Raw genomic sequence first — 21,397 nt, 5'->3', positions numbered from 1 at the left:
GGCTTGGGAAACCTCCTACCCCCGACACCGAAACGCTAACTCGTGTTCTGCCGACAGTCACCCCTCGCTGTCGGGACTGCCCTCGAAATCCCGCAGCTCATACACCAAGGGGTGAAACGGAGACACGAAGCGTCACCAAAGGGGTCGCTTTTGCGTTGCTGCCAACACCACCGCGGCCTTTGGCGTCATTCCCTCAGATCGCAAGATCCGGCTCACCGCCGCCAGCGTCGCCCCGGTGGTGAGGATGTCGTCGAGCAGCACCACCGGGCCATCCACTGGTACCCCGCCGGCCCGGCGCAGCCGGAACGCATTCTCGGCCGCGGCGGCTCGCCCGGCGCTGTCCAAAACGACCGAGTCCGGCCGGGGCAGCGCCCGCAGCGGCCGGAGCACGCGTACCTGCCAGCCGGCCGCCCGCAGCCGGCCCGCCGCATGGCGGGTCAACCGGTCCAGGTGATCGCCGTAGCGGGCCCGGGCCGCCCGGGCGGTGTCCGGCACCGGCACCAACGTCACCGGCCGGGCCGGGCCCACCGCGGCGGCCACCACCTCGGCGAGCAGCGCGCCCAGCGGCCGGGCCAGCCCGTGCCGGCCCCGCTCCTTGTACGCCAGCAGCCCCTCCCGCAGCGCACCCCCGTACGGGCCGAGGGCGACGCAGGGCGGCAGGTCAGGCGGGGCCGGATCCGGGCGGGCCGGCGCGGGGTGCAGCGCCTCCAGTTCGCCGACGCAGCGCAGACAGAAGCCCTGCTTCAGGCCCGGGACCCGGTCCGCGCAGCCGGCGCAGCCGACCGGCAGCACCAGGTCGGTCAGGTCCGACCAGATTCCGCCCAGGCCCCGCACCGGCACCTCAGTAGAAGAAGAAGGGGGCGGTCGGGTTGGGCGCCCGGACGCCCGGCGACGGCGACGACGCACCCAGCACCTGCTCCCGTCTGATGTTGTCGAACGGGTTGTTCCGGAAGGCCACCTTGTCTGCCTCGTACATGTAGGAGAAGGACGGCAGCCCGCCGGCCGAACCGCCCGGGTACGCGGCCAGCTGGGTCACCTCGGCGCCGATCTCCCGCTTGAGCGCGGTGTCCAGCGCACCGTCCACGGTGGTCTGGTAGATCGCCGGCCGGCCCTCCTCGTTGCCGGCGAAGACCAGCTGGTTCTCCGCGTACCAGTCGACGGCGGTGAGTCCGGTGAGCCGGGTGACCAGCCGACGGGGCTGGTTGACCGCGATACTCCCATCCACGCTCACCGAGGCCACGTACAGCCCACCCCCGATGATCAGCGCGATCCGGTCCCCGTCGAACGAGCCGGCGACCGCGGTGACCGGGCCGGGAACGGTCAGGGCGACCGCGTTCATCGCGGCCATGCCGTCGAACCGGTAGAGCCGGCCGTCGGCCACCACCAGCCCGCTCGGATGAGCGGGATCCAGCGAGCGGACCCAGACCGGGCGGCCCACCGCGCCGAACCACCCGTCTTTTTTCTCGTCGCTGGTGATCCGGCCGGCGCTGAACTGGGTGACCGGAGCCCGGCCCGCACCGACCACGAGCCGCTGCCGCCGGTCCGACCGGGTGACCACCAGCGCGGCCAGCACCCCGCTGCCGGCGTGGCTGAGCGCCGCCGACACGACGCCCTTGTTGGCGGCGGCCGACACCGGAACCGGGCCGGCCGGCTCGCCGGCCACGGAGACCGGATGGATCACACCGTCGTAGACGCAGAACCGCTCGGGAGCCCCGGAGGTGCGGTACAACGGGTGGGTTTCCCGCTCCTGCTTGAGGTCGACGGTGCGCCGGTTCTGATCGCGGATCTTGAGCTGAAGCTCGCCGGTGAACTCCTCCCCCAACGACCACGCGAGCTGGGTGGCGAGCCGGGCCAGCCGGGGCTCGTTCGCGTTGTTCATGGTCAGGTTGACCTCCCAGCGGCCGTCCGCGCCGGTCGCGTTGTTGATCGGCGCGGTGCCCTCGGGCAGCCGGGTCACCCCCGGCGCGAGCCAGTCGGGAGGACCACCGGCGAGCCACTTGACCACCTCGGTGACCCGGCGCTCGGGCGGCACCGTCGACGGCAGGTACCGCTGGTCGGGCACCAGCCGGCTCTGGTCGGCGTTCCAGAAGTAGATGGTGTGCGTGCCGTAGTAGCGGCGCAGGGCGTCGTCGCTGAGCAGCAGCACGTTCGGCAGGTCGGTGATGAACAGCCCGCTCTTGCCGGCGTCGGCCCGGCGGAGCTGGAACACGTAGTCGGTCTCGCTCGCCACCGGCGGCGCCAGGGTGCCGTCGGGCCGCAGCACACCGACCTGCTGCACCGGCACCTTGACCCGGCTGGTGCCCTCGTTGTTCGGCGGCGAGACATCCACCTTCTCCCGCAGCCGGACCACGGTCAGCTCGACTTCGCTGCTCTGCTGCTTCGCCCGCAGCCGGTCTTGCGATTCCGGCGCGATGAAACCCTTGGCCCGGTCGTACGCCTGGTCGCGCTCGCCCGCGGCGGCGGAGAGGTAGTTGATGATGAACTCGCTGGGGTCGCTGCTCGCCGCCTGGTTCGGCGGCTGGGCGGCACGGCCGTTGAGCGAGCCGGCCTCGGCCGCCGGCCCGGTGCCGTCGACATGCACCCCGGTCTGCTCGGGGATACCGCAGCCGGCCAGCCCGGCGGGCAGGAGCACACCGGCCAGCAGCACCGCCAGCAGCCTCCGCCTCACGGGCGCCACCTCAGATCGCGACTGCGGGGCTCGCAACCCCGGCTCACTCCTCGCGCTCACGGCGCCACCTCCGCCCGGCTGGCGTCCTCGGCCGGCCCGATGGCCAGTGCCCCCGCGGCACCCGGCTCGATGGCCAGCAGCCCACCGTGACGCGGGCCGCCGAACGGCACCGGGGCGTCGGCCGGCACCAGCCGCAGCGGCGAGGTCGTCAGCCGGTCACCGGCCCGCGCCGGCAGCGTCAGCCGGAACTGGGCGCCCTGCCCGGGCGCGCCCCACGCCTCCAGCCAGCCGCCGTGCAGCCGGGCGTCCTCGAGGCTGATCGAGAGGCCGAGGCCCGTACCGCCGGTCTGCCGGGCCCGGGACGGGTCGGCCCGCCAGAACCGGTTGAACACCAGCTTCTCCTCGCCCGGCTTGAGCCCCACGCCGTGGTCCCGCACGGTGACCGCCACCGCGTTCTCGTCCATCCCCAGGGTGATCCGCACCGGCTTGGCCTCGCCGTGCTCGACCGCGTTGCCGACCAGGTTGCGCAGCACCCGCTCGACCCGGCGCGGATCCACCTCGGCGATCACCGGCGCGTCCGGCACATCCAGCTCGATGGTCACCCCCGCCCGGTCGGCGAGCCCGGCCAGCCGCTCCGTCACCCGGTGCACCACCGGCACCAGGTCGGTCGGCTCGGCGTCCAGCATCGCGAAGCCGGCGTCGAAGCGGCTGATCTCCAGCAGGTCGGTGAGCAGTTCCTCGAACCGGTCCAGCTCGGCCTGGAGCAGCTCGGCACTGCGGGCCACCGCCGGATCGAACCCGTCCCGCTCGGCGAAGATCAGGTCGGCGGCCATCCGGACCGTGGTCAGCGGCGTACGCAGCTCGTGCGAGACGTCCGAGGTGAACCGGCGCTGCAACCGCGACATCTCCTCCAGCCGGAGGATCTGCCGCTGCAGGTTGGTCGCCATCTGGTTGAACGAGGCGGCCAGCAGGGCCAGGTCGTCCTCGCCGTTGACCACCATCCGCTGGTCGAGCAGCCCGGCGGAGAGCCGCTGGGCGGTCCGGGCGGCCACCCGCACCGGGATCACCACCAGCCGGGTGACCAGGGCGGCGAGCAGGCCGAGCAGGAGCACCAGGGCGGCGCCGGTGGCGACCACGGTGGCCCGGGCGGCGGCGGCGGTGGCGTCCTGCCGGGTCAGCGGGACGAGGTAGTAGAGCTCCAACTGCCCGAACTGGGTCGGCACCGGTGAGCCGTACACGAGGTATTTGGTGCGTGGACCGCCCAGCGCCCCGGTGCGGATCTGGTGGGCGACGTTGCCGGCGGCGACCGAGGCGCGCAGGTCGGAGCCGATCAGCGGGAGCACCTCGACCTCCGGGGAGGTACGCGGCTTGATGATCTCGTGGAAGCTCGGATCGTCCGCGGTGATCGCCACCACCACGCCGCTGGTCTGTGCCGGATCACCGCCGGCCAGGTAGTTCACCGTGCCGTCGATGGTGTCCTGGAGCTGGGCCTCCTCCGGCTTGCTGTAGAGGTTGAACTGCTTCGAGGCGTACTCGCTGCCGTTGCGCAGCCGCGCCAGGACGTCGGTCTCGGCGTTCTGCAGCAAGATGCCGGTGATCTTGTCGGCGATCAGGTAGGCGAAACCGCCCACCAGCAGGCTGGACGCCACCAACGTGATGGTTACCACACGGAGCTGGAGCGATCGCCGCCAGGCCCCGCGCAGGCCGGAGGCCAGCCGGGCCCCCTGACCGACGAGGGCACGCCACAACACCCGCGCCACCCGCAGCCAGCGGGACGCGGTGGTCAGGGAATCGGAGGGCGGGGAGGTCACCACAGTGACCCCCAGGCTATCCGGTACCCGCCTTGTAGCCCACGCCTCGCACGGTGAGGATGATTTCGGGTCGCTCCGGGTCCGGCTCGATCTTGGCGCGCAACCGCTGGACGTGCACGTTGACCAGGCGGGTGTCGGCGGCGTGTCGGTAGCCCCAGACCTGCTCCAGCAGCACCTCGCGGGTGAAGACCTGACGCGGCTTACGGGCGAGCGCGACCAGCAGGTCGAACTCCAGCGGGGTCAGCTTCACCTCCTCGCCGTCCCGGCTGACCGTGTGCGCCGGCACGTCGATCGAGATCTGGTTGCCGGGCGGGCCGATGGTGAGCAGCTCCGGTGCCACGTCCTCGCCGCGGCGCAGCCGGGCCCGCATCCGGGCCACCAGCTCCTTGGGCTTGAACGGCTTCACCACGTAGTCGTCGGCCCCGGACTCCAGCCCGAGCACCACGTCGACCGTGTCGCTCTTGGCGGTCAGCATGACGATCGGCACGCCGGACTCGGCCCGGATCGCCCGGGCAACGTCGATGCCACTCATACCGGGCAGCATCAGGTCGAGCAGGACGATGTCCGGCCGACTCTCACGGAACGCGGCCAGCGCCCGTTCCCCATCCGCCACGAAAGAGGGCACAAAGCCCTCGCTGCGCAGGACGATGCCGAGCATCTCGGCGAGCGCTGGGTCGTCGTCGACCACCAGTACCCGGGCTCTCATGGGGTTTATCGTTCCATCCCCGTTCGGTTCGAAGGGTTCGACGTCTTTCCGGCACGGTACCCGCGGCCGGCGGCCCCGCACCACAGCCAACCGGCCCTACCTGCCGCGTGGCGCGCCGCGGCGTACGGGTCCACCAGTATCGGACCGGCCGTGCAACCATGATCCCCCGGCACGTCGCCGCCCGCCACCACCGCCTGCCCGCCCCGACCGGGCACGGCTGGGTCGGTCAGGAGAAGAGCGCGCGGCCCCACCAGTCGGCGGCGTCGCGGACGCCCGGCGGGCAGGCGAACAGCCCGCTGGAGACGTGCCGCAGGTACTCGTTCATCGCGTCGTTCCGGGCGAGCCTGGTCTGGATCGGCACGAACTGCTTGCGCGGGTCGCGCTGGTAGGCGATGAAGAAGAGCCCGGCGTCGAGCCGCCCCAGCCCGTCCGAGCCGTCGACGAAGTTGTAGCCGCGGCGCAGCAGGTGGGCACCGCCGTTCCGGCTCGGATGGGCGAGCCGGACGTGCGCGGTCTCGGCGATGACGGGCTGCCCGTCGTCGCCCTTGGCGGCGAAGTCCGGCTCGTCGAACTCGCGGGCCTTGCCGAGCGGCGCGCCGCTGCCCTTGGTCCGCCCGACGATCCGCTCCTGCTCGGCGAGGGAGCCGCGGTCCCAGGTCTCGATCTGCATCCGGATCTTGCGGGTGACCAGGTACGACCCGCCGGTCATCCAGTCGGGCCCGTCGCCCGGCTGTGCCCAGAGCTGCTCGCGGAGCAGGTTGGTGTCCTCGGCCTTCAGGTTGGCGGTGCCGTCCTTGAAGCCGAACAGGTTGCGCGGGGTGGCCTGGTCCCGCGACGTCGACGACGTACGCCCGAAGCCGAGCTGTGACCAGCGGACGCTGACCACGCCCATGCCGATGCGGGCCAGGTTGCGAATGGCGTGCACCGCCACCTGCGGGTCGTTGGCGCAGGCCTGGACGCAGATGTCGCCACCGGAGATCTCCAGCTTGAGCGCGTCCCCGGCGAAGTGCGGCAGGTCGGCCAGGGCGGCGGGCCGCCGGTCGGCGACGCCGAACCGGTCCCGGCCCTGGGCGTCGCGGAACAGCGTCGGGCCGAAGCCGATGGTGAGGGTGAGCTGCGACGGGGGCAGCCCGAGCGCCTCGCCGGTGTCGTCCGGCGGGGCCTCCGGCACGCCGCCGACCGCGCCGATCAGCCCGGCGTCCTGGCCGGTGGTCATCCGGGCCGCGGCGGCGGTCCACTCCTGCAGCAGCGCGACCAGCTTCGCCCGGTCCTTGGTGATGATGTCGAACGCGACGAAGTGCAGCCGGTCCTGGGCGGGGGTGGTGATGCCGGCCTGGTGTGCGCCGTGGAACGGCACCGCACCGGCGGCCGCATCGGTCGCGGCCGCGTGGGTATCGCCGCCGATCAGGGCGCCCGCGCCGGCCGTCACCCCGGCCACGCTGGCGGCACCGACCCCGACCAGGGTGATGGCCCGCCGACGGGACAGGGTGGCCCCGCGCGGCGCCTCGGCGGGTGCCGCCTCGCTGCGCTCGCTCATCATCGCTTCACCTCCGGAGCCGGTCGTCACCGGGCGACGACCGCGGCGACCTTGCTGACCGGTTCGGCCAGCGCGTTGATGCTGTCCGACAGTTCCTTCAGCTCGGCCTTGCTGAGCTGGGTGTGCAGCTTCCAGCCGTCACCGGCCCGGTGCTTGCCGAGGGTGGCCTCGACGTTGGCGAACTCGGTGTCGAGCTGCTTGACCAGCTCGGGCGAACGCTGCTCCAGCCCCGGACGCAGCGCCGCGATGGCCGCCTTGGAGCCCTCCAGGTTGGCGTTGAAGTCCCAGAGGTCGGTGTGCGAGTAACGTTCCTCCTCGCCGGTGATCTTGCCGCTGGCGACCTCGTCGAGGAGCGCCTTGGCACCGTTGGCGAGCTGGAGCGGGGTGAGCTTCTCGGCGTTGGCCTTCGCCACCAGGGCCTTGACGTCGGCGACCAGCTGGTCGGCGATCGGGCCGTCCTTGCTGATGTCGCCGCTCGTCCAGAGATCCTTCTCGAGCCGGTGGTAGCCGGTCCACTCCATGCCCTCCTCGACGACCTCCTCCCGGCCGTCGATCTTCGGGTCGAGGTCGCCGAAGCTCGCCGCGACCGGCTCGATCCGCTCGAAGTAGGTGCGGGCCACCGGGTACAGCGCCTTGGCCTTCGCCACGTCGCCAGCCTTGACCGCGGCCGCGAACTCTTCGGTCCTGGTCAGCAGCGCGTCGGTCTGGCTGTTGATGTACCGCTGGTAGCTGGCAGTGGCCTCGGTCAGCACGGCGTCGGGCGCCACGCTCGCGGCGGTGCCGGTGACCTTCAGCGCGCCCCGGATGCCCCGGCCACTCATCCCGGGCTTGCAGGCCGTCTCGTACGTCCCCGCGGGCAGTTCGACCCGCAGCTCGCGGCTCAGCCCCGGGGCGATGTTCTCCACCTCGCCCATCACCCGGTCACCGGCGGCGTAGACGTAGAACTCGTTGACCTTGGACCCGGAGTTGGTGATGGCGAACGTCACCTGGCCGGCCTCGATCTCGGTGGCGCCGACCTCACAGGCGGCGTCGGTGGCCTTGACCATGATCGGCCCGCCGGCCTTCGCGTCCTTCTTGTCGCCGCCCCCGCAGCCGGCCAGGCCGGCGACGGCGAGCAGCCCGGCGGTGGCGAGCACGACGAATCGACTGGTACGCATCGGTGCTGGTCTCCTCTGAGGCGGGACGATCAGGCGCGCTGAGGCGTGGTGGCGGCGTCGGCCGCCGCCGGGGCGGCCGGGGCAGCCGGCTTGCCCGGCTTGCGCAGGAAGAGCACCATCACCGGCACCGCGTACGCCACCCAGGCGACCATCTCGAGCAGGCTCGGCGCGGGGGTGATGTTGAACATGCCGCTCAGCAGCATCGCGTACCAGCTGCCCGGGTCGAGGACCGAGGAGATGTCGAAGGCGTGGGTGTTCAGGCCGGGCACCACGTCGGCCTCCTGGAAGTCGTGCACGCCGTACTTGAAGATGCCGGCGGCGACCAGGATCAGCAGCGCGCCGGTCCAGGTGAAGAACTTGCCCAGGTTGAGCTTGAGGGCGCTGCGATAGAGCAGGAAGCCGATCACCACGGCGGTGGCGATGCCACCGACCAGCGCGAGCATGGCGTTCCGGCCGGCGCCGCCGGCGGTGCTCTGCGCGGCGGAGTAGAAGATCAGGGCGGTCTCCAGGCCCTCCCGGATGACCGCGAGGAACGCCATTCCCGTCACCGCGAACGCGCCGACGGCGAGCGCCTCGCTGAGCTTGCCACGCAGCTCACCGGCGATGCTCCGGGCGGCCTTGCGCATCCAGAAGATCATCCAGGTGACGAAGACCACGGCGCCGACGGAGGTGACCGCGTCGAAGAGTTCGCGTTGCCTCGAGGTGTTGAGCAGCGTGGTCGACGTGTACTCGATCACCCAGCCGAAGAAGACCGACAGTGCCACGGCCAGACCGACCCCGAGCCACACGTGCGGCAGCCGGTTGCGGCGGTCCGACTTGACCAGGAACGCGACCAGGATGCTGACCACCAGGGTCGCCTCCAGGCCTTCCCGCAGGCCGATCAGGTACGTGGCGAACATCGATACTCCGTCATTGGTTAGGCACGCCTCAGCTAAGTTAGGGCAGCCATACCTTCCCTCTGATCGGGGGTCGCGTCAAGTCGTTCACGACAACGTCACCCGGTCGGAGCGACGGACCGAGACCCCACGTACGCGAAAGGGACCGGGACGACCGCGCGGCGGCCGACCCCGGTCCCCTCCGGGCGTGGCTCAGTACCGGTAGTGCTCCGGCTTGAACGGGCCCTCCTGCGGCACGCCGAGGTAGGCGGCCTGCTCCTTCGTGAGCGTGCTCAGCTTGGCGCCGAGCGCGGCCAGGTGCAGCCGGGCGACCTTCTCGTCCAGGTGCTTGGGCAGCACGTACACGCCGATCGGGTATTCGTCCGTCTTCGTGTAGAGCTCGATCTGGGCGATGGTCTGGTTGGCGAACGAGTTGGACATCACAAAGCTCGGGTGGCCGGTGGCGTTGCCCAGGTTCAGCAGGCGGCCCTCGGAGAGCACGATGATGGCGTGGCCGTCGGCGAACTTCCAGAGGTCGACCTGCGGCTTGATGTTCTCCCGGGTGACGTCCGAGCGCTTGGCCAGGCCGGCCATGTCGATCTCGTTGTCGAAGTGGCCGATGTTGCCGACGATGGCCTGGTGCTTCATCCGGGCCATGTGCTCGTTACTGATGACGTTGAAGCAGCCGGTGGCGGTGACGAAGATGTCGGCCTGCTCGACCACGTCGTCCAGCGTGGCGACCTGGTAGCCGTCCATCGCCGCCTGGAGCGCGCAGATCGGGTCGACCTCGGTCACGACGACCCGGGCGCCCTGGCCGCGCAGCGACTCGGCGCAGCCCTTACCCACGTCGCCGTAGCCGAGCACGACGGCCATCTTACCGCCGATCAGCACGTCCGTGGCCCGGTTGATGCCGTCGACGAGCGAGTGGCGGCAGCCGTACTTGTTGTCGAACTTGCTCTTGGTCACCGAGTCGTTGACGTTGATGGCCGGGAAGAGCAGGGTGCCGTTGCGGTGCATCTCGTAGAGCCGGTGCACGCCGGTGGTGGTCTCCTCGGTGACGCCCTTGAGGCCGGCGGCGATCCGGGTCCAGCGCTGGCCGTCCTCGGCGAGCGAGCGGTGCAGCAGCCCGAGGATGACCGCGTACTCCTCGGAGTCGGCGGACTCGACCGGCGGCACGACGCCGGCCTGCTCGAACTCGGTTCCCTTGTGCACGAGCAGGGTGGCGTCACCGCCGTCGTCGAGGATCATGTTGGGTCCACCGGCTCCGCCGGCATCGCCTGCTGAGCCGTCCGGCCACGTCAGAGCCTTTTCGGTGCACCACCAGTACTCCTCGAGGCTCTCGCCCTTCCAGGCGTACACCGGGACGCCGGCCGGGGCCTCGGGCGTACCGTTCGGGCCGACGACGATCGCGGCAGCGGCGTGGTCCTGGGTGGAGAAGATGTTGCAGGACGCCCAGCGGACCTGCGCGCCGAGCGCGACCAGGGTCTCGATGAGGACGGCGGTCTGGATGGTCATGTGCAGCGAGCCGGTGATGCGGGCGCCGGCGAGCGGCTGCGCCTCGGCGAACTCGCGCCGGATCGCCATCAGCCCGGGCATCTCGTGCTCGGCGAGCCGGATCTCCTTGCGCCCGAACTCGGCGAGCGACAGATCCGCCACCTTGTAGTCGCCCTCGGCGACGGTGCTCGGCCGGGATCCGGACGACGCGCCGCTGGGGGCCGCCGGGAGGGTGCTGGTCATGGAAGCTCCTGTCGAACGAAGTGCTGCCCAGCCCTCCACCTTACGCGCGTGGAGTTCATTGTCCGGTCCCGGTTGGCCGAGGACGGACGGCCCGGCGGGCGGACAGCGCACGGGGCGGTCGGTCGTGAACGGACTCTCCGCCCACGGCCCGGCCGCCCCGTGCATCCCCCCGGTTTGGTTCCCCGCGCGCCACCGAGACCTTCGTCGCGACAACGCTGCGTACCCATAGAGTCACATTCGGCAACCGACGCGTCAAGCTATTCCGGGAAAGTCGGACTCGTCCGACTGCTCATCCTGCGGTCAGTGCAGGCCGCACGTGGCCACGAACGCCTGGCCCTGGCCGCCGACGACCAGCGGGCCGCCGGTCGCGGAGCCCACCGCCGACTGTCCCGGCTCGAGGACGACCGCGCCCACCCCGTCGTCGACGGCGAGCCGGCCCGCCTGGCAGAGCACCACCCGCGGCCCCGGCAGCGCCAACCGCACCCCCGGACCACCGGCCGCCAACTCGACCCGGTGCAGCGCGAAGTCCTCGACCGGCACCGGCCAGGTCACCACCCCGGGTGCCACTGGCACCGGCGCGACCACCGGCTCGTCGAGCACCTCGAACCGCAGCACCCGTAGCAGCTCGTCCACGTCGACCCGCTTCGGCGTGAGGCCGCCGCGCAGCACGTTGTCACTGGCCGCCATGATCTCCACGCCGGCGCCCCGCAGGTAGGCGTGCAGGTTGCCGGCCGGCATCCAGATCGCCTCGCCGGGTGCCAGCCGGACGTGGTGCAGCAGCAACGCCACCAGCACCCCCGGGTCGGCCGGATAGTCGACCGCCAGGCCACGGGCCAGCGTCGCGTCCGGCCCGGCGACCTGCGCCGCCAGCACGTCCGCCACCAGCCCGGGCCGCTCCGCCGCCGGCCAGCTCAACAGCAGGCGTACGGCCTCCCGCAGCCCCGCCGGCCCGGTACGCAGCGCCGCCACCACCGGCTCCAGCGCCGGTACGCCGAACGCGGCGATCACCGCCGCCGACTCGGCCGGGTCGCGGAACCCGCAGAGCGCGTCGAACTCCGACAGCGCGACCAGCAGCTCCGGCTTGTGGTACGGGTCCACGTAGTTGACCCGGTCCGCGTCGGCCGCGTACCCCGCCCGGGCCTGCTCGGCGTCCGGATGGGCCTGCAGGCTCAGCGGTGCGTCCGCGGCCAGCACCTTCAGCAGGAAGGGCAACCGGATGCCGAACCGGCCGACAAGCCGCTCGCCCAACCAGTGATCCGGCTCGGCGACCAGCAGCTCGGTGAGGCTGACCGAGGTTCCGTCCCGCTTCACGGTGGCCGGGGCGCCCGGGTGGGCACCCAGCCACAGCTCCGCCTCCGGCCCGTCGCTCGGCACCGGGCGTCCCTGCAACCGGGCGATCGCGGTACGGGAGCCCCAGGCGTAGTCCCGGATCCGGCCCTGCAACAGCTCCACGGTCAGCTCCTGGACCGCCCGGGCGTCTCGTCGGGCCCGGCCTCCGGCTCCGGCCCCGCCACGGCGCCCGTACCCGCCCGGTCGGCCGCCGCGCGGTAGATGTCCGGCTCCACGTAGATCACCCCGGCGATCGGCACCGCGCTGCGGATCCGCGCCTCGACCGCGTCGATGCCCCGGGCCACGTCCTCGGCCGTCTCGCAGGCCGACACCGCGACCTTCACGGCCACCATCAGCTCCTCCGGGCCCAGGTAGAGCGTCTTCATGTGGATGATCCGCTCAACCTCCGGGCCGGCGGTGACGGCCTGCTCGATCGCGGCCAGGTCCTTCGGCTCGGCGCCCTCCCCGACCAGCAGGCTCTTGGTCTCGACCGCGAGGACGATCGCGATGACCACCAGCAGCACACCGATCATCGCGCTGCCCAGCGCATCCCACTTGCCGTTGCCGGTGGCCAGGGTCATCCCCACGCCGAACAGCGCGAACACCAGACCGACCAGCGCGCCGGTGTCCTCCAGCAGCACCACCGGCAGCTCGGGCGCCTTCGCCCGCCGGATGAACCGCACCCACGACTGGCCGCCCCGGATCTGGTTGGACTCCTTCATCGCCGTACGGAACGAGAAGGACTCCATGGCGATCGCGACCAGCAGCACGGCCACCGGCACCCACTGAAATCTCGTGATCGGCTCCGGGTGCGCCAACTTGTGGTACGCCTCGTAGAGTGCGAACAGGCCACCGAGGCTGAACAGCACGATCGACACGATGAACGCGTAGATGTAGCGCTCCCGGCCGTACCCGAACGGGTGCTGGGGCGTCGCCTCCCGCTGGGCCCGCCGGCCGCCGAGCAGCAGCAGCCCCTGGTTGCCGGAGTCGGCCACCGAGTGGATCGCCTCGGCCAGCATCGACGCGGAACCGGTCAGCAGGTACGCGCCGAACTTGGTGATGGCGATACCGATGTTGGCCGCGAGGGCGGCGAAGATCGCCCTCGTCCCGCCGCTCGCGCTCACGCCGCCGCCTCACTTCGCTCGCCGGCGACGCGAGGCGCCACGCTGCTGAGCCAAATGGCTCGCTCGCTCCGCTCGCTCACGCCGCCGCCTCACTTCGCTCGCTCACTGGTTTGCCAGCTCCTTCATCTCGGAGACGGCCGGCACGGCCATCGGGTCCAACCCGTGCGCCAGGGCGAGGTAGACCGAGGCGAAATCCGGGACCGACAGCAACGAGGCGAGCCGCTCCAGCGCGGAGCCACCCTCGGCGGTGACCACGTCGCAGCGCACCCCGCGCCGCTCGGCCAGCGTCTGCACCGCGTCGGCCCGCCGCTCCTCCACCGCCAGGGGCTCGTCGGTGTCGTCCCCCGCGTTGAGCCCGCCGTCCCGCAGCAGCACCAGCCGCAGCCGGGTGGCGTCCGTAGGGGTCTCGTCCGGGTCGGCGAAGATGTCCCGCTCCCCCTCGGCCAGCCCGCCGAAGACCCCGTCGAGCAGGCCGACCCGGCCCCGCCCGGCCTCACCCAGCGCCCCGGTCACCACCGGATAGCGGGCGTTGGCCGAGAGCGTGTCACCGAACCGGCGTGCGGCCACGGCGGCCAGCGGGGACGACCCCCAGACGATCGGAATCGACCCGGCCAGGCCCAGCGCCAGCGACTTCGCCGGGTTGACGAAGGACTCGGCGGTCGGACGGCACCGGTCGGCGTCCGCGTCCAACCGGGCCGCGGTCTCGGCCAGGTCCGCCTCGTTCACCTTCACCAGCCCGAGCGTACGGGCGGCGAGCAGCACCGGCACCGTGAGCGCCCAGAGGCTGGCCCGGGCCGGGGCCCGCCGGGGCACCGGGATGAACGGCGCCCGGGCCCGCTCGGCCACCGACTGAAGCTGCGAATCCGGGGCGCCGACGGCGACCAGACGGGCACCCCGCCGGTGCGCGGCCTCGGCCGCACCCAGCGCCTCCGGGCTGCGCCCCGACGCACTGACCGCGATCACCACATCGGCCGCACCCACCCAGCCCGGCACACCGGCGCTGCGATGCGGGATCACCGGCACCGGACAACGCGGCCCGGCCACCGTCGCCAGCACGTCCCCGGTCCGTCCGGCGGTACCGATGCCGGCGATGACCACCGCCCGCGGCCGGCCCTCGTCGGCGAGCACGCTCAGGTTCGCCTCGGCGGCGAGCGCGGCCGACTCGCGTACCTGGGCGCCGCCGGAGGCGGTGAACCGGAGCATGCCGCCCGGGTCCCGCTCGGCCAGCAGGTCGGGGTCGTCCAGCAACGACTCGTCGGCGTGCTGGTGCCCGCTGACCCCGGCCGTACCCTCCATCATCGCTGCGGCGCGGAGCCGCCGCGGGCGTCGTCCGGCGCGGAGCCGCCGCGGGCGTCGTCCGGCGCGGGTCCACCGCGCGCCTCGTCCAGCAGCAGCACCGGCACGTCGTCGCGGACCTCGAAGATCCGACCGCAGTCGGTGCAGGTCAGCGTCTGGGCCTGCGGGTCGTAGTCGAGCGGGGCGTGGTGCGTGTCCGGGCAGGCCAGGATCTCGAGCAACTGCGGGTCCAGGGCCACGTCGCGGCTCCTTCCACGTATGCGGTCTCACCGGTCGGCGGTGCCGTCCGGCGCACGATCTTATCGGCGAACCGCTACGGGCACCGGCCACCGCGGCAACCGATTCGGGTCACGTCACCGCCGCCCCCGTCACCGTAACCCGCGACGGGCGGCCGGACTCCGGCTCAGCGGGGCCCGTGGGGCGGCACGCTGGTCGCGTCGCCACCCGGGGCCACCGGCGACTCACCCGCCGGGGCCACCGGCGGGTGACTGGCCGGAGCCACTGGCGGCTCACCGGCCGTGGGCACTGGCAGCTGGGCGTGCTGACCGGTGAATCGCAGATCAACGGCAGCTCGCTCACCTGCCGGCGGCGCTGGCGGCGCACCCGCCGGGGCCACTGGCGGCGCGCTGGCCGGAGCCACCGGCGGCGCACCGGCCGATCGGTCGGCCGCGGGCGAGCCGTACACGTTGCCGGTCGGGCGGGGCGACGCGGCCCCGCCGTAGACGGTCGAGGTCGGCGGCCTCTGCCCGTACACCTGTCCGACCGGGACCCCGGAGCGGTAGGTGGTGCCGCCCGCACTGCGGGGCAGCGGAACCTGCGGGTAGGCAGCCGCGGACTCGTCGACCTGGTCCGCGCGGTTGCGCCGGACCAGCAGCACGATCAGGGCGGCGCCGACGAGCACCAGGCCGATACCGAACCACATGATGGGGGAACCTCCGGAGGACGAGTCGGCGGCGGCAAGGGACCCGACGGCCGGGTCGACTGCGGCCGCCGCGGTGGGCGGCGGATCGTCGTCGCTCGACGACGGGGTGACGACACTCGGGGTCGGCGACGGCTTCCGGGTCGGCGTCGGGCTCGCCGCCCTCGCCCCGCCCACCACCCGGGCGGAGGTATCGGCCTGGCCGAGGAGCCGACCGGCGGCGGTGCTCGCGACGCCGATCACGGTCAGCCGGCCACCCGGCGCGCCGGCCAGGAAGGCGACCCGGTAGCGAATCGTCATCCCCTTGCCCCTGCAGAGGGCCGGCTTGTCCGGCGAGGTGGCGGCCGTGACGACCCCGCCGTCGCCGCCGGAGACCCCGACGGGCAGCCACCGCTCGCCGGCGTTGACCGCCACCTGAACCTGGTCGGCCCGGACGCCGTCGAGCCGCAGCCCCAGGCCGGTGCGCAGCTGCACGCACCCGTCGGTGCGCCTGCGCACCTCGATCGCGACCGTTTCCGGTGACCCGCCGGCCGTGAAGCTGCGGGCCGAACGAACGTTCACCCGGTCGCCCTCGGCCAGCGCCGGGGATGCCCCCACGGCCAACAGGGCGCCCAGCATCACGCCGGCCGTGGCCAGCCGCGCCGCGTGCCGCCTCATCGACATCTCCACCTCACCGTTTCCACCCCGATGGGGTCCGCCGCGTCAGGCTACTACCGGTCCTGAGCGGTCCCCGCCCATCGAGCGCTCGGCATGTGCGCCGCGACACTCCAGATCGGCGGTCAGGCCGATGCGGCGGACAGCGCCTGCCGGCACAGCCGGTCGGCCGTCCGGGTGGTCTCCGGCAGCCGGTACCGGGGCGTCAGCTCCAGCACCCGATCGGTGGCGTTGGCGAGGCTCATCCGGTGGCCGACGCTGACGAACACCGGCTTCACCCCGTCCTGGGTACGCAGCACCCGGCCGACCACCTCACCGCCGTCGCACAGCGGGGTCCAGGCACCCCGCCGCGGTCCCGGCTCCGCCCACTCGCCGACCAGTGGCGTCTTCCCCACTCCGATCGTCGGCAGCCCGGTGACCAGGCCGAGATGGCAGGCCAGCCCGAACCGGCGCGGGTGCGCCAACCCGTGCCCGTCGCAGACCAACAGCTCGGGGCGCACGGTCAGCCGGTCCAGGGCGGCCAGCAGCGCGGGCATCTCGCGGAACGCGAACAGCCCCGGCACGTACCCGAAGGCGGGCCGGCCCGCGCTGACCGCCTCGTCGACCACCGCCAGGGTGGCGACGTCCAGCACCGTGACGGCCGCCGCGAGGCGGTCACCGCTCTCCGCGTACGCGACGTCGAGGCCGGCCACCGTCGTAGGCGCGGTCGGACCGGGCCCGACCAGGTCCACCCGCGATCGCAACTCCTCCTGTACGCGCAGCGCCTCCGCGACGTCAGCCGGCGGCACGTACGGCATTCCTCCGGTCGTCATACCTCCGGCCGTTCCTCCGGTCGTCAGTCCGGTCGCCGTTGCCGGCGCTACTGGCCCACCCGGCCGTCGATCCGCTCACGCAGCAGGTCAGCGTGGCCGTTGTGCGGGCGTACTCCTCGATCATGTGCACCAGCAGCTCGCGGAGGCTGATCTCCTCCCCGTCCGACATCCGGGCCCGGGGGCCCAGCTCCGGCGTCGCGGCCACCAGCTCGTCGGCGAAGGCGATCTCCGCCCGCCAGGCGGCCCATGCCTGCGCCACCACCGCCGGATCCGCGACCACGCCGTCGAAGGCATCGAGGTCCGCGCACTTGAGTTCGAGGGTGAGACGCTGGTCCGGAGATAGCCCAGAAGCGTCGACCGCTCGTCGTCGAAGCCGCCGTCGGAGCGCGGATCGTCCTCCGGCTTGACGAACATGTTCGACCAGGCGAACTGAGGTGCGGACTGGCCGGTCTCGGGGCTGGTACGCGCGTCAGCCATGCCCGGACCCTCGCCCGTCGCCTCGCCGCTCGCAACGCCTTTTCGCCGTCACGACGTCAGGAGGTCGCGATGCTCGGGTCGGCACCGGGGTCTCCGGCCCGCTGCAACTGCTCCTCGAACATCACGAAGGTCCTCCGCCGGATGCCCTTGATCAGCGCCTGCTCGTGCGGCGTCGGATAGCGTCGCTCTTGGCCCAGGGTTTCCTCGATCGCCCTCACCGTTTCGTAAAGCGCGAAGACTGGCCCCTCACCCCGCAGATATCGACCCCGATCATGCTCGGTCCGTTGGATGAACTCTTCACGCGTGATTTCATCGATCTCGTCGCCGCCCACAAAGATGACCTTGTCGATCAGGTTGTTGGCTGGCCGCCAGCCACCGGTGTCACGGGATAGTCGCCACCCGGCAACCCCGCCGTCTGCCGTTGCCACCAGCTTCACTGGCGACTCGTAGTAGCTGTAAAAACTGGGAAGCACTAGGCCACTTATTTGGCTCATCGTGGTGCCACCTCTCCGAGCGCTTCGTTCAGCGCCTGCCAGTAGATGTCCTGTGCCCGTCGTAGCAGTCCATCCCGAATCGCTCGCTCGGCACTTGTCAGGGATCGGCCGTCGGACTCGGACAGCGCGTCGAGATCACGGCGGACCTCGTACAGGGCATGCTCCCATTCCGCGACGCCGTCGAGCGAGCCAAGGTGCAGCCGAAGTTCGGCCACATGCCCGTTCGACATGCGCAGATTCAGTAGCACGTCTCGATAGCCGCTGAGCTGCGGTGAGAGGAACCGGTCCTTGATCTTGAGTATGACCACCTGCGGGCCGACGGCAAGCTGCCCTAAGGCTCGATATACGTCACCGAGCTTGGCGAACTGCACCTTGGCACCGGCCAGGTCCTTCAGCCTGGAGGCATCGTTCTCGTACTCGACAAGCTTGTCCAGCACCCGATCTCGGCCCTTAGGCTCAGTCCGCCACTCTGGCCGCCCGTGATTTCCTGCGACGCCGAGGGCGACGCCGTTAAGTTCCCGCTGCGCCACTGCCGCGTCGGCATATAGCTGATCAACGTAGGCGAGCCGGTAGCTCTCGTCATCGCGCCGGGAGTCGTCAAAGCCCAGTTGCACGTTCGACTGTTGTCGGGCCGCCACTGCAGCACTGATCTGGTGCTGGTCCTTCGTCAGCGGCGTCGAGCGTGGAGTCGGCCTCTCTTCCTCAATCATCGCCTCGGGCCCGTGCTCGGCGAGGTCTTCCAGGACGTCGCCGAGTACGTCGATCGCCTCTTGGTGGCTGGCCAGGTGGTGCAGCGTCAACGGTCGCGCGGTCAGCGAGTTGGCCAGTTCCGGGGTAGCCAGGATCATCCGGGCCAGGTCGGGGCGCTGCGTGAGCTGGTGCACCAACGTTTCGGCCAGCAGAGGTTCGCCGCGCGGCGGCGCCTCCCAGGTCTGGTCGAGCATGTGCTGGACCCGCGGGTCCGCGAGCAGCCGCGTCACGTCGCCGGCTGCCGACTCGTTCAGTCCGGGCATCAGGCGCCGTAGGGCCGGCGCGTCGAGGTGCTGCGCCAGTTCGACCGGGGTCACCCCGGCGGCGAAGACCCCTTCCAGACTCGTGCTCGCGGCGATCGCGTCCCGGACGAACAAGCCGGCCGAGATCCGTTCGGCGTGGGCGTCGAGGTGCGACCGCCGTACGTCGTCCGCGTCAGGAGCCGGCGCGCTGCCGGGGAACGAAGTGCCATCCGCCCGATGGAACGTCGTCGACTCCCCCAGCAGGTGGACGTGGTTGAAGTCCGGCACATCGTCCGCGCCGTCGCGCGGCGGTGACGGGGCAGGCGGCGGCGGGGCAGGCGGCCGCGGCGGGCCGGGTCGTTCCAGCGGCTCGGACAGGACGTTGAAGTCACCGGGCGGCCGGCCGGAGAGCGGCATCGGTCGCCCGTCCGGCCCCAGCACCAGGGCGTCGATCCCGACCGGGTTGGTCTTCAGCCGGATGCCGCTGTGTGGGTAGAGCGGACGGTCCGAGACGAAGCCTGACTGCGGGTCGAGGTAGAGCACCGTGCCGTTCTGGTTCAGCGCCACCCAGGCGTGCGATCCGCCGCCCTGCCAACTGCTGATGAGAAAGGCGTAGCTGCCGTGGCCACCCGCCAGCAGTTGCCCATGCAGGTCCCGGTAGCCGCGTTCGACCATCTGCCGCATCCCGAGGTCCGTTGCGGGAGCGGCGTCGGCGCACAGCTTCTGGAACCGTCCGCCGGTGACCTCCTCGACCCGGCGCGGCCCGTCCTCCTCGCCGTCGACCGGACTGCGGACGTCCCCGTGGAGGTAGCCGTCGAAGGTACGCGGCGCGGAGACCCGCGGCCGGCCGTGCATCCAGGTCTCGTACAGCGACAGGGTGCAGTCGAGACAGTTGATTCCTCTGGTGGCGTCCGCCTCCGGACCGCCGTCGTTGGCGAGCCGGAACCAGCCGCCGTACCGGGGGTCGGCCGTACGCATCACGGTGCCGTCCGGGTTGCGGGGCATCTGCCGCTCCAGGTCGGTCTGGTGCAGCGCGAGCGGCGGACGCAACCCACCCCGCATGCCGTACCGACGGGAGCGGTCGATCGGCGGCGGGTGACCGTCACCGGTGAGTGCGGAGCGGTCCGCCGTCTCCACCGCGCCCGGCGCGAGGTCGGCAACGTCGTCGTTGACCCGGTAGAAGTCGGCGTCGTCCTCGATCATCACCTCGGCCGGCACCAGCGACCCGCCCAGGACCTGCTGCGCTTCCTCGCGCAACTCGTTGGCCTCGATGCTGGCCTCGTAAGCGGCCTTCTGCCACCGCTGCGCGAGCAGCTCGACGCCGGTTCGATGCAGTTGCCGCGCCCGCTCGCCGTATTCGTCAGCCCAGCGGTGGAAGCGGTCGGCCTTGTATCGGAGCCATTCTGCCTTTTGATGCCGGCGGTTCTCCTCGTACCACTCTCGCTGATCCCGGAGGTAACTCTGGTAGCGGCGTCGGTCGAGAGCTTCCCGTTCCGCGGCTCGCCACGCCGCCAGTTCCTCTGGTGTCCGCCGGCGGGGCGGAAGCGGATCGAAGGGACCCGGTAGGGCTGGCGGCGGACCGTCGGCGGGCCGGCGCGGTGCCGGGGCCAACGCCTCGAGCAGTGGGAAACGGGGGTTCGGTGCCGGCCGGGTGTCCGGGCCGGTGACCACCGGCCCGACTATCGGATCTGCTGTGGGCCGGCTGGCCAGTGGCGGGTTCGGCGGCCCAGGCTGCGGGGCCACGGTCCCGGCGGAGGACCGTTCAGTGGGAACCGGTGACGGCACATTGGGCACCGGCGACGGAGCGTTCGAAAACGGCGATACTGCCGGGGACCCGCTCGCCATCGTCGGGGCCGTGCTCGCCTGCGCAGGAGCCACCTGGCTCGGCGTGCCAGTATCGACCCCCGTGCCCGGACCGAGCCTCGGATCGGCGGCGACCAGATGATTGGCCGCGACCGGCGACGCGACGGCGACCGAAGAGAGCGTGGGGCTGGCCGAAACCTCGGGATGCGGCCGATGGGCATCGGGCTCGGCTACCGGATGCACCGATGACGCGGCCGTGTCGGCCAGCTGCTCCACGCGCACGGCCGAGGAAAGCTGTGCTGCCGCCGAAACCTCGTCATCCAGCCGCCGGGATCCAGCCACTGCGGCATCGCCAGCCACCGCCGCATGGTGGTGGACGGTGCCGACATCAGCCACGGACGCGGCAGCCCCGATGGGCGAGGTGGTCGCCGGGCCGAGCGGGTCGGGCGACCGCTGGGCCGGGATGAACCCACTCGTATCGGCGGTCCCGGGCGGCGGAAGGGCCAGGTCCACCGGCTCCGACGGCAGGCCGGTCAGCTTTCCGTCGAGCCGGTGGTGCAGGGCGGCGTCGGCCTGACCGGTGGCGGAGCCACTGATGCCGGAAACCGCAGCCCGAGTCAGGTCCTCCAGCGAGACGTTCTGCCCGGTGGCCAGCCCTGCGGCGCCCTCGGCCAGGGTCTCGCCGACCATCTGCCGCCCGAGGTGCTCCCCGATCTGCGTGAGACGCCCGTCCGCGTGCCGCCCCAGCCCAGCGAGCGGCGCCACCGCGCCACCCGCCAAGCCACCGAGCCCCGACATGCCCACGTCGGTCAGGTCCAGGCCGTCCCGGCGTCCGGTGGAGTTCTGGTACGCCTGGGTCGCCAGGCTGGTGCCCGCCTCCTGCCCGGCCTCGACGAGACCGCCGAGCGCGGCACGTCGGCCGAGCGTTCGTACGCCGCTCTTGCCGAGCTCCTTCGCGGCCCGCTCGCCGGCCTCCTTCAGCCCCGTCCTTCAGGGCCTTGCGGGC

Annotated in this window: 17 protein-coding genes; all 17 read right to left on the bottom strand. The window is 72.0% G+C overall.

Features of this window, described 5'->3' with window-relative positions; all coding sequences use genetic code 11:
* Positions 1-132: 132 nt before the first annotated feature.
* Entirely contained in the window at positions 133-834 is a 702-nt protein-coding gene (locus tag ACNAW0_RS01635; RefSeq protein WP_416285836.1) for a ComF family protein, read from the bottom strand.
* Between the two features lie 7 nt (positions 835-841).
* Positions 842-2,668: an LpqB family beta-propeller domain-containing protein gene (locus tag ACNAW0_RS01630; RefSeq protein ID WP_416285835.1), complete on the bottom strand. Its 1,827-nt coding sequence runs from the start codon at positions 2,666-2,668 to the stop codon at positions 842-844.
* A gap of 56 nt (positions 2,669-2,724) precedes the next feature.
* The gene (gene mtrB, locus ACNAW0_RS01625) at positions 2,725-4,482 is read right to left on the bottom strand and encodes an MtrAB system histidine kinase MtrB (protein WP_416285834.1); all 1,758 of its coding nucleotides are present in this window, start codon (positions 4,480-4,482) and stop codon (positions 2,725-2,727) included.
* Between the two features lie 13 nt (positions 4,483-4,495).
* Positions 4,496-5,185 (bottom strand): MtrAB system response regulator MtrA, encoded by a 690-nt coding sequence (gene mtrA, locus ACNAW0_RS01620; protein ID WP_416285833.1) that lies wholly within the window; start codon positions 5,183-5,185, stop codon positions 4,496-4,498.
* Between the two features lie 226 nt (positions 5,186-5,411).
* Positions 5,412-6,722, bottom strand: coding sequence for an iron uptake transporter deferrochelatase/peroxidase subunit (gene efeB / locus ACNAW0_RS01615; RefSeq protein ID WP_416285832.1), 1,311 nt, complete (start codon positions 6,720-6,722; stop codon positions 5,412-5,414).
* 26 nt (positions 6,723-6,748) lie between these two features.
* Positions 6,749-7,879, bottom strand: a complete 1,131-nt coding sequence (efeO, locus tag ACNAW0_RS01610; protein WP_416285831.1) for an iron uptake system protein EfeO — start codon at positions 7,877-7,879, stop codon at positions 6,749-6,751.
* 29 nt (positions 7,880-7,908) lie between these two features.
* Complete coding sequence (gene efeU, locus ACNAW0_RS01605; protein WP_416285830.1) at positions 7,909-8,778, bottom strand: iron uptake transporter permease EfeU; 870 nt, start codon at positions 8,776-8,778, stop codon at positions 7,909-7,911.
* 189 nt (positions 8,779-8,967) lie between these two features.
* The gene (gene ahcY / locus ACNAW0_RS01600; protein ID WP_416285829.1) at positions 8,968-10,491 is read right to left on the bottom strand and encodes an adenosylhomocysteinase; all 1,524 of its coding nucleotides are present in this window, start codon (positions 10,489-10,491) and stop codon (positions 8,968-8,970) included.
* A 300-nt stretch (positions 10,492-10,791) separates the two neighbouring features.
* Positions 10,792-11,943, bottom strand: a complete 1,152-nt coding sequence (gene manA / locus ACNAW0_RS01595; protein ID WP_416285828.1) for a mannose-6-phosphate isomerase, class I — start codon at positions 11,941-11,943, stop codon at positions 10,792-10,794.
* 2 nt (positions 11,944-11,945) lie between these two features.
* Positions 11,946-12,944 (bottom strand): cation diffusion facilitator family transporter, encoded by a 999-nt coding sequence (locus ACNAW0_RS01590; protein WP_416285827.1) that lies wholly within the window; start codon positions 12,942-12,944, stop codon positions 11,946-11,948.
* Between the two features lie 102 nt (positions 12,945-13,046).
* Positions 13,047-14,243 (bottom strand): SIS domain-containing protein, encoded by a 1,197-nt coding sequence (locus tag ACNAW0_RS01585; protein ID WP_416285826.1) that lies wholly within the window; start codon positions 14,241-14,243, stop codon positions 13,047-13,049.
* Positions 14,240-14,479: a Trm112 family protein gene (locus ACNAW0_RS01580; protein ID WP_416285825.1), complete on the bottom strand. Its 240-nt coding sequence runs from the start codon at positions 14,477-14,479 to the stop codon at positions 14,240-14,242. The genes ACNAW0_RS01585 and ACNAW0_RS01580 overlap by 4 nt, the downstream gene beginning before the upstream one ends.
* Positions 14,480-14,643: 164 nt before the next feature.
* Positions 14,644-15,816, bottom strand: a complete 1,173-nt coding sequence (locus ACNAW0_RS01575) for a hypothetical protein (protein ID WP_416285824.1) — start codon at positions 15,814-15,816, stop codon at positions 14,644-14,646.
* A 122-nt stretch (positions 15,817-15,938) separates the two neighbouring features.
* Entirely contained in the window at positions 15,939-16,625 is a 687-nt protein-coding gene (gene nfi / locus ACNAW0_RS01570) for a deoxyribonuclease V (protein ID WP_416285823.1), read from the bottom strand.
* Complete coding sequence (locus ACNAW0_RS01565) at positions 16,588-16,905, bottom strand: DUF664 domain-containing protein (RefSeq protein ID WP_416285822.1); 318 nt, start codon at positions 16,903-16,905, stop codon at positions 16,588-16,590. The genes nfi and ACNAW0_RS01565 overlap by 38 nt, the downstream gene beginning before the upstream one ends.
* Before the next feature lie 253 nt (positions 16,906-17,158).
* Positions 17,159-17,539 carry a hypothetical protein gene (locus ACNAW0_RS01560; protein ID WP_416285821.1) on the bottom strand — a complete coding sequence of 127 codons (381 nt, stop codon included), beginning with the start codon at positions 17,537-17,539 and terminating at the stop codon, positions 17,159-17,161.
* Between the two features lie 53 nt (positions 17,540-17,592).
* Complete coding sequence (locus ACNAW0_RS01555; protein WP_416285820.1) at positions 17,593-21,156, bottom strand: toxin glutamine deamidase domain-containing protein; 3,564 nt, start codon at positions 21,154-21,156, stop codon at positions 17,593-17,595.
* Between the last annotated feature and the right edge of the window lie 241 nt (positions 21,157-21,397).

It is taken from the genome of Micromonospora sp. SL1-18, from assembly GCF_047921505.1.
In the GTDB taxonomy this organism is placed as follows: Bacteria; Actinomycetota; Actinomycetes; order Mycobacteriales; family Micromonosporaceae; genus Micromonospora.
Note: the sequence above shows the minus strand (reverse complement) of the source record. Positions and strands in the feature narration are given on the sequence as shown.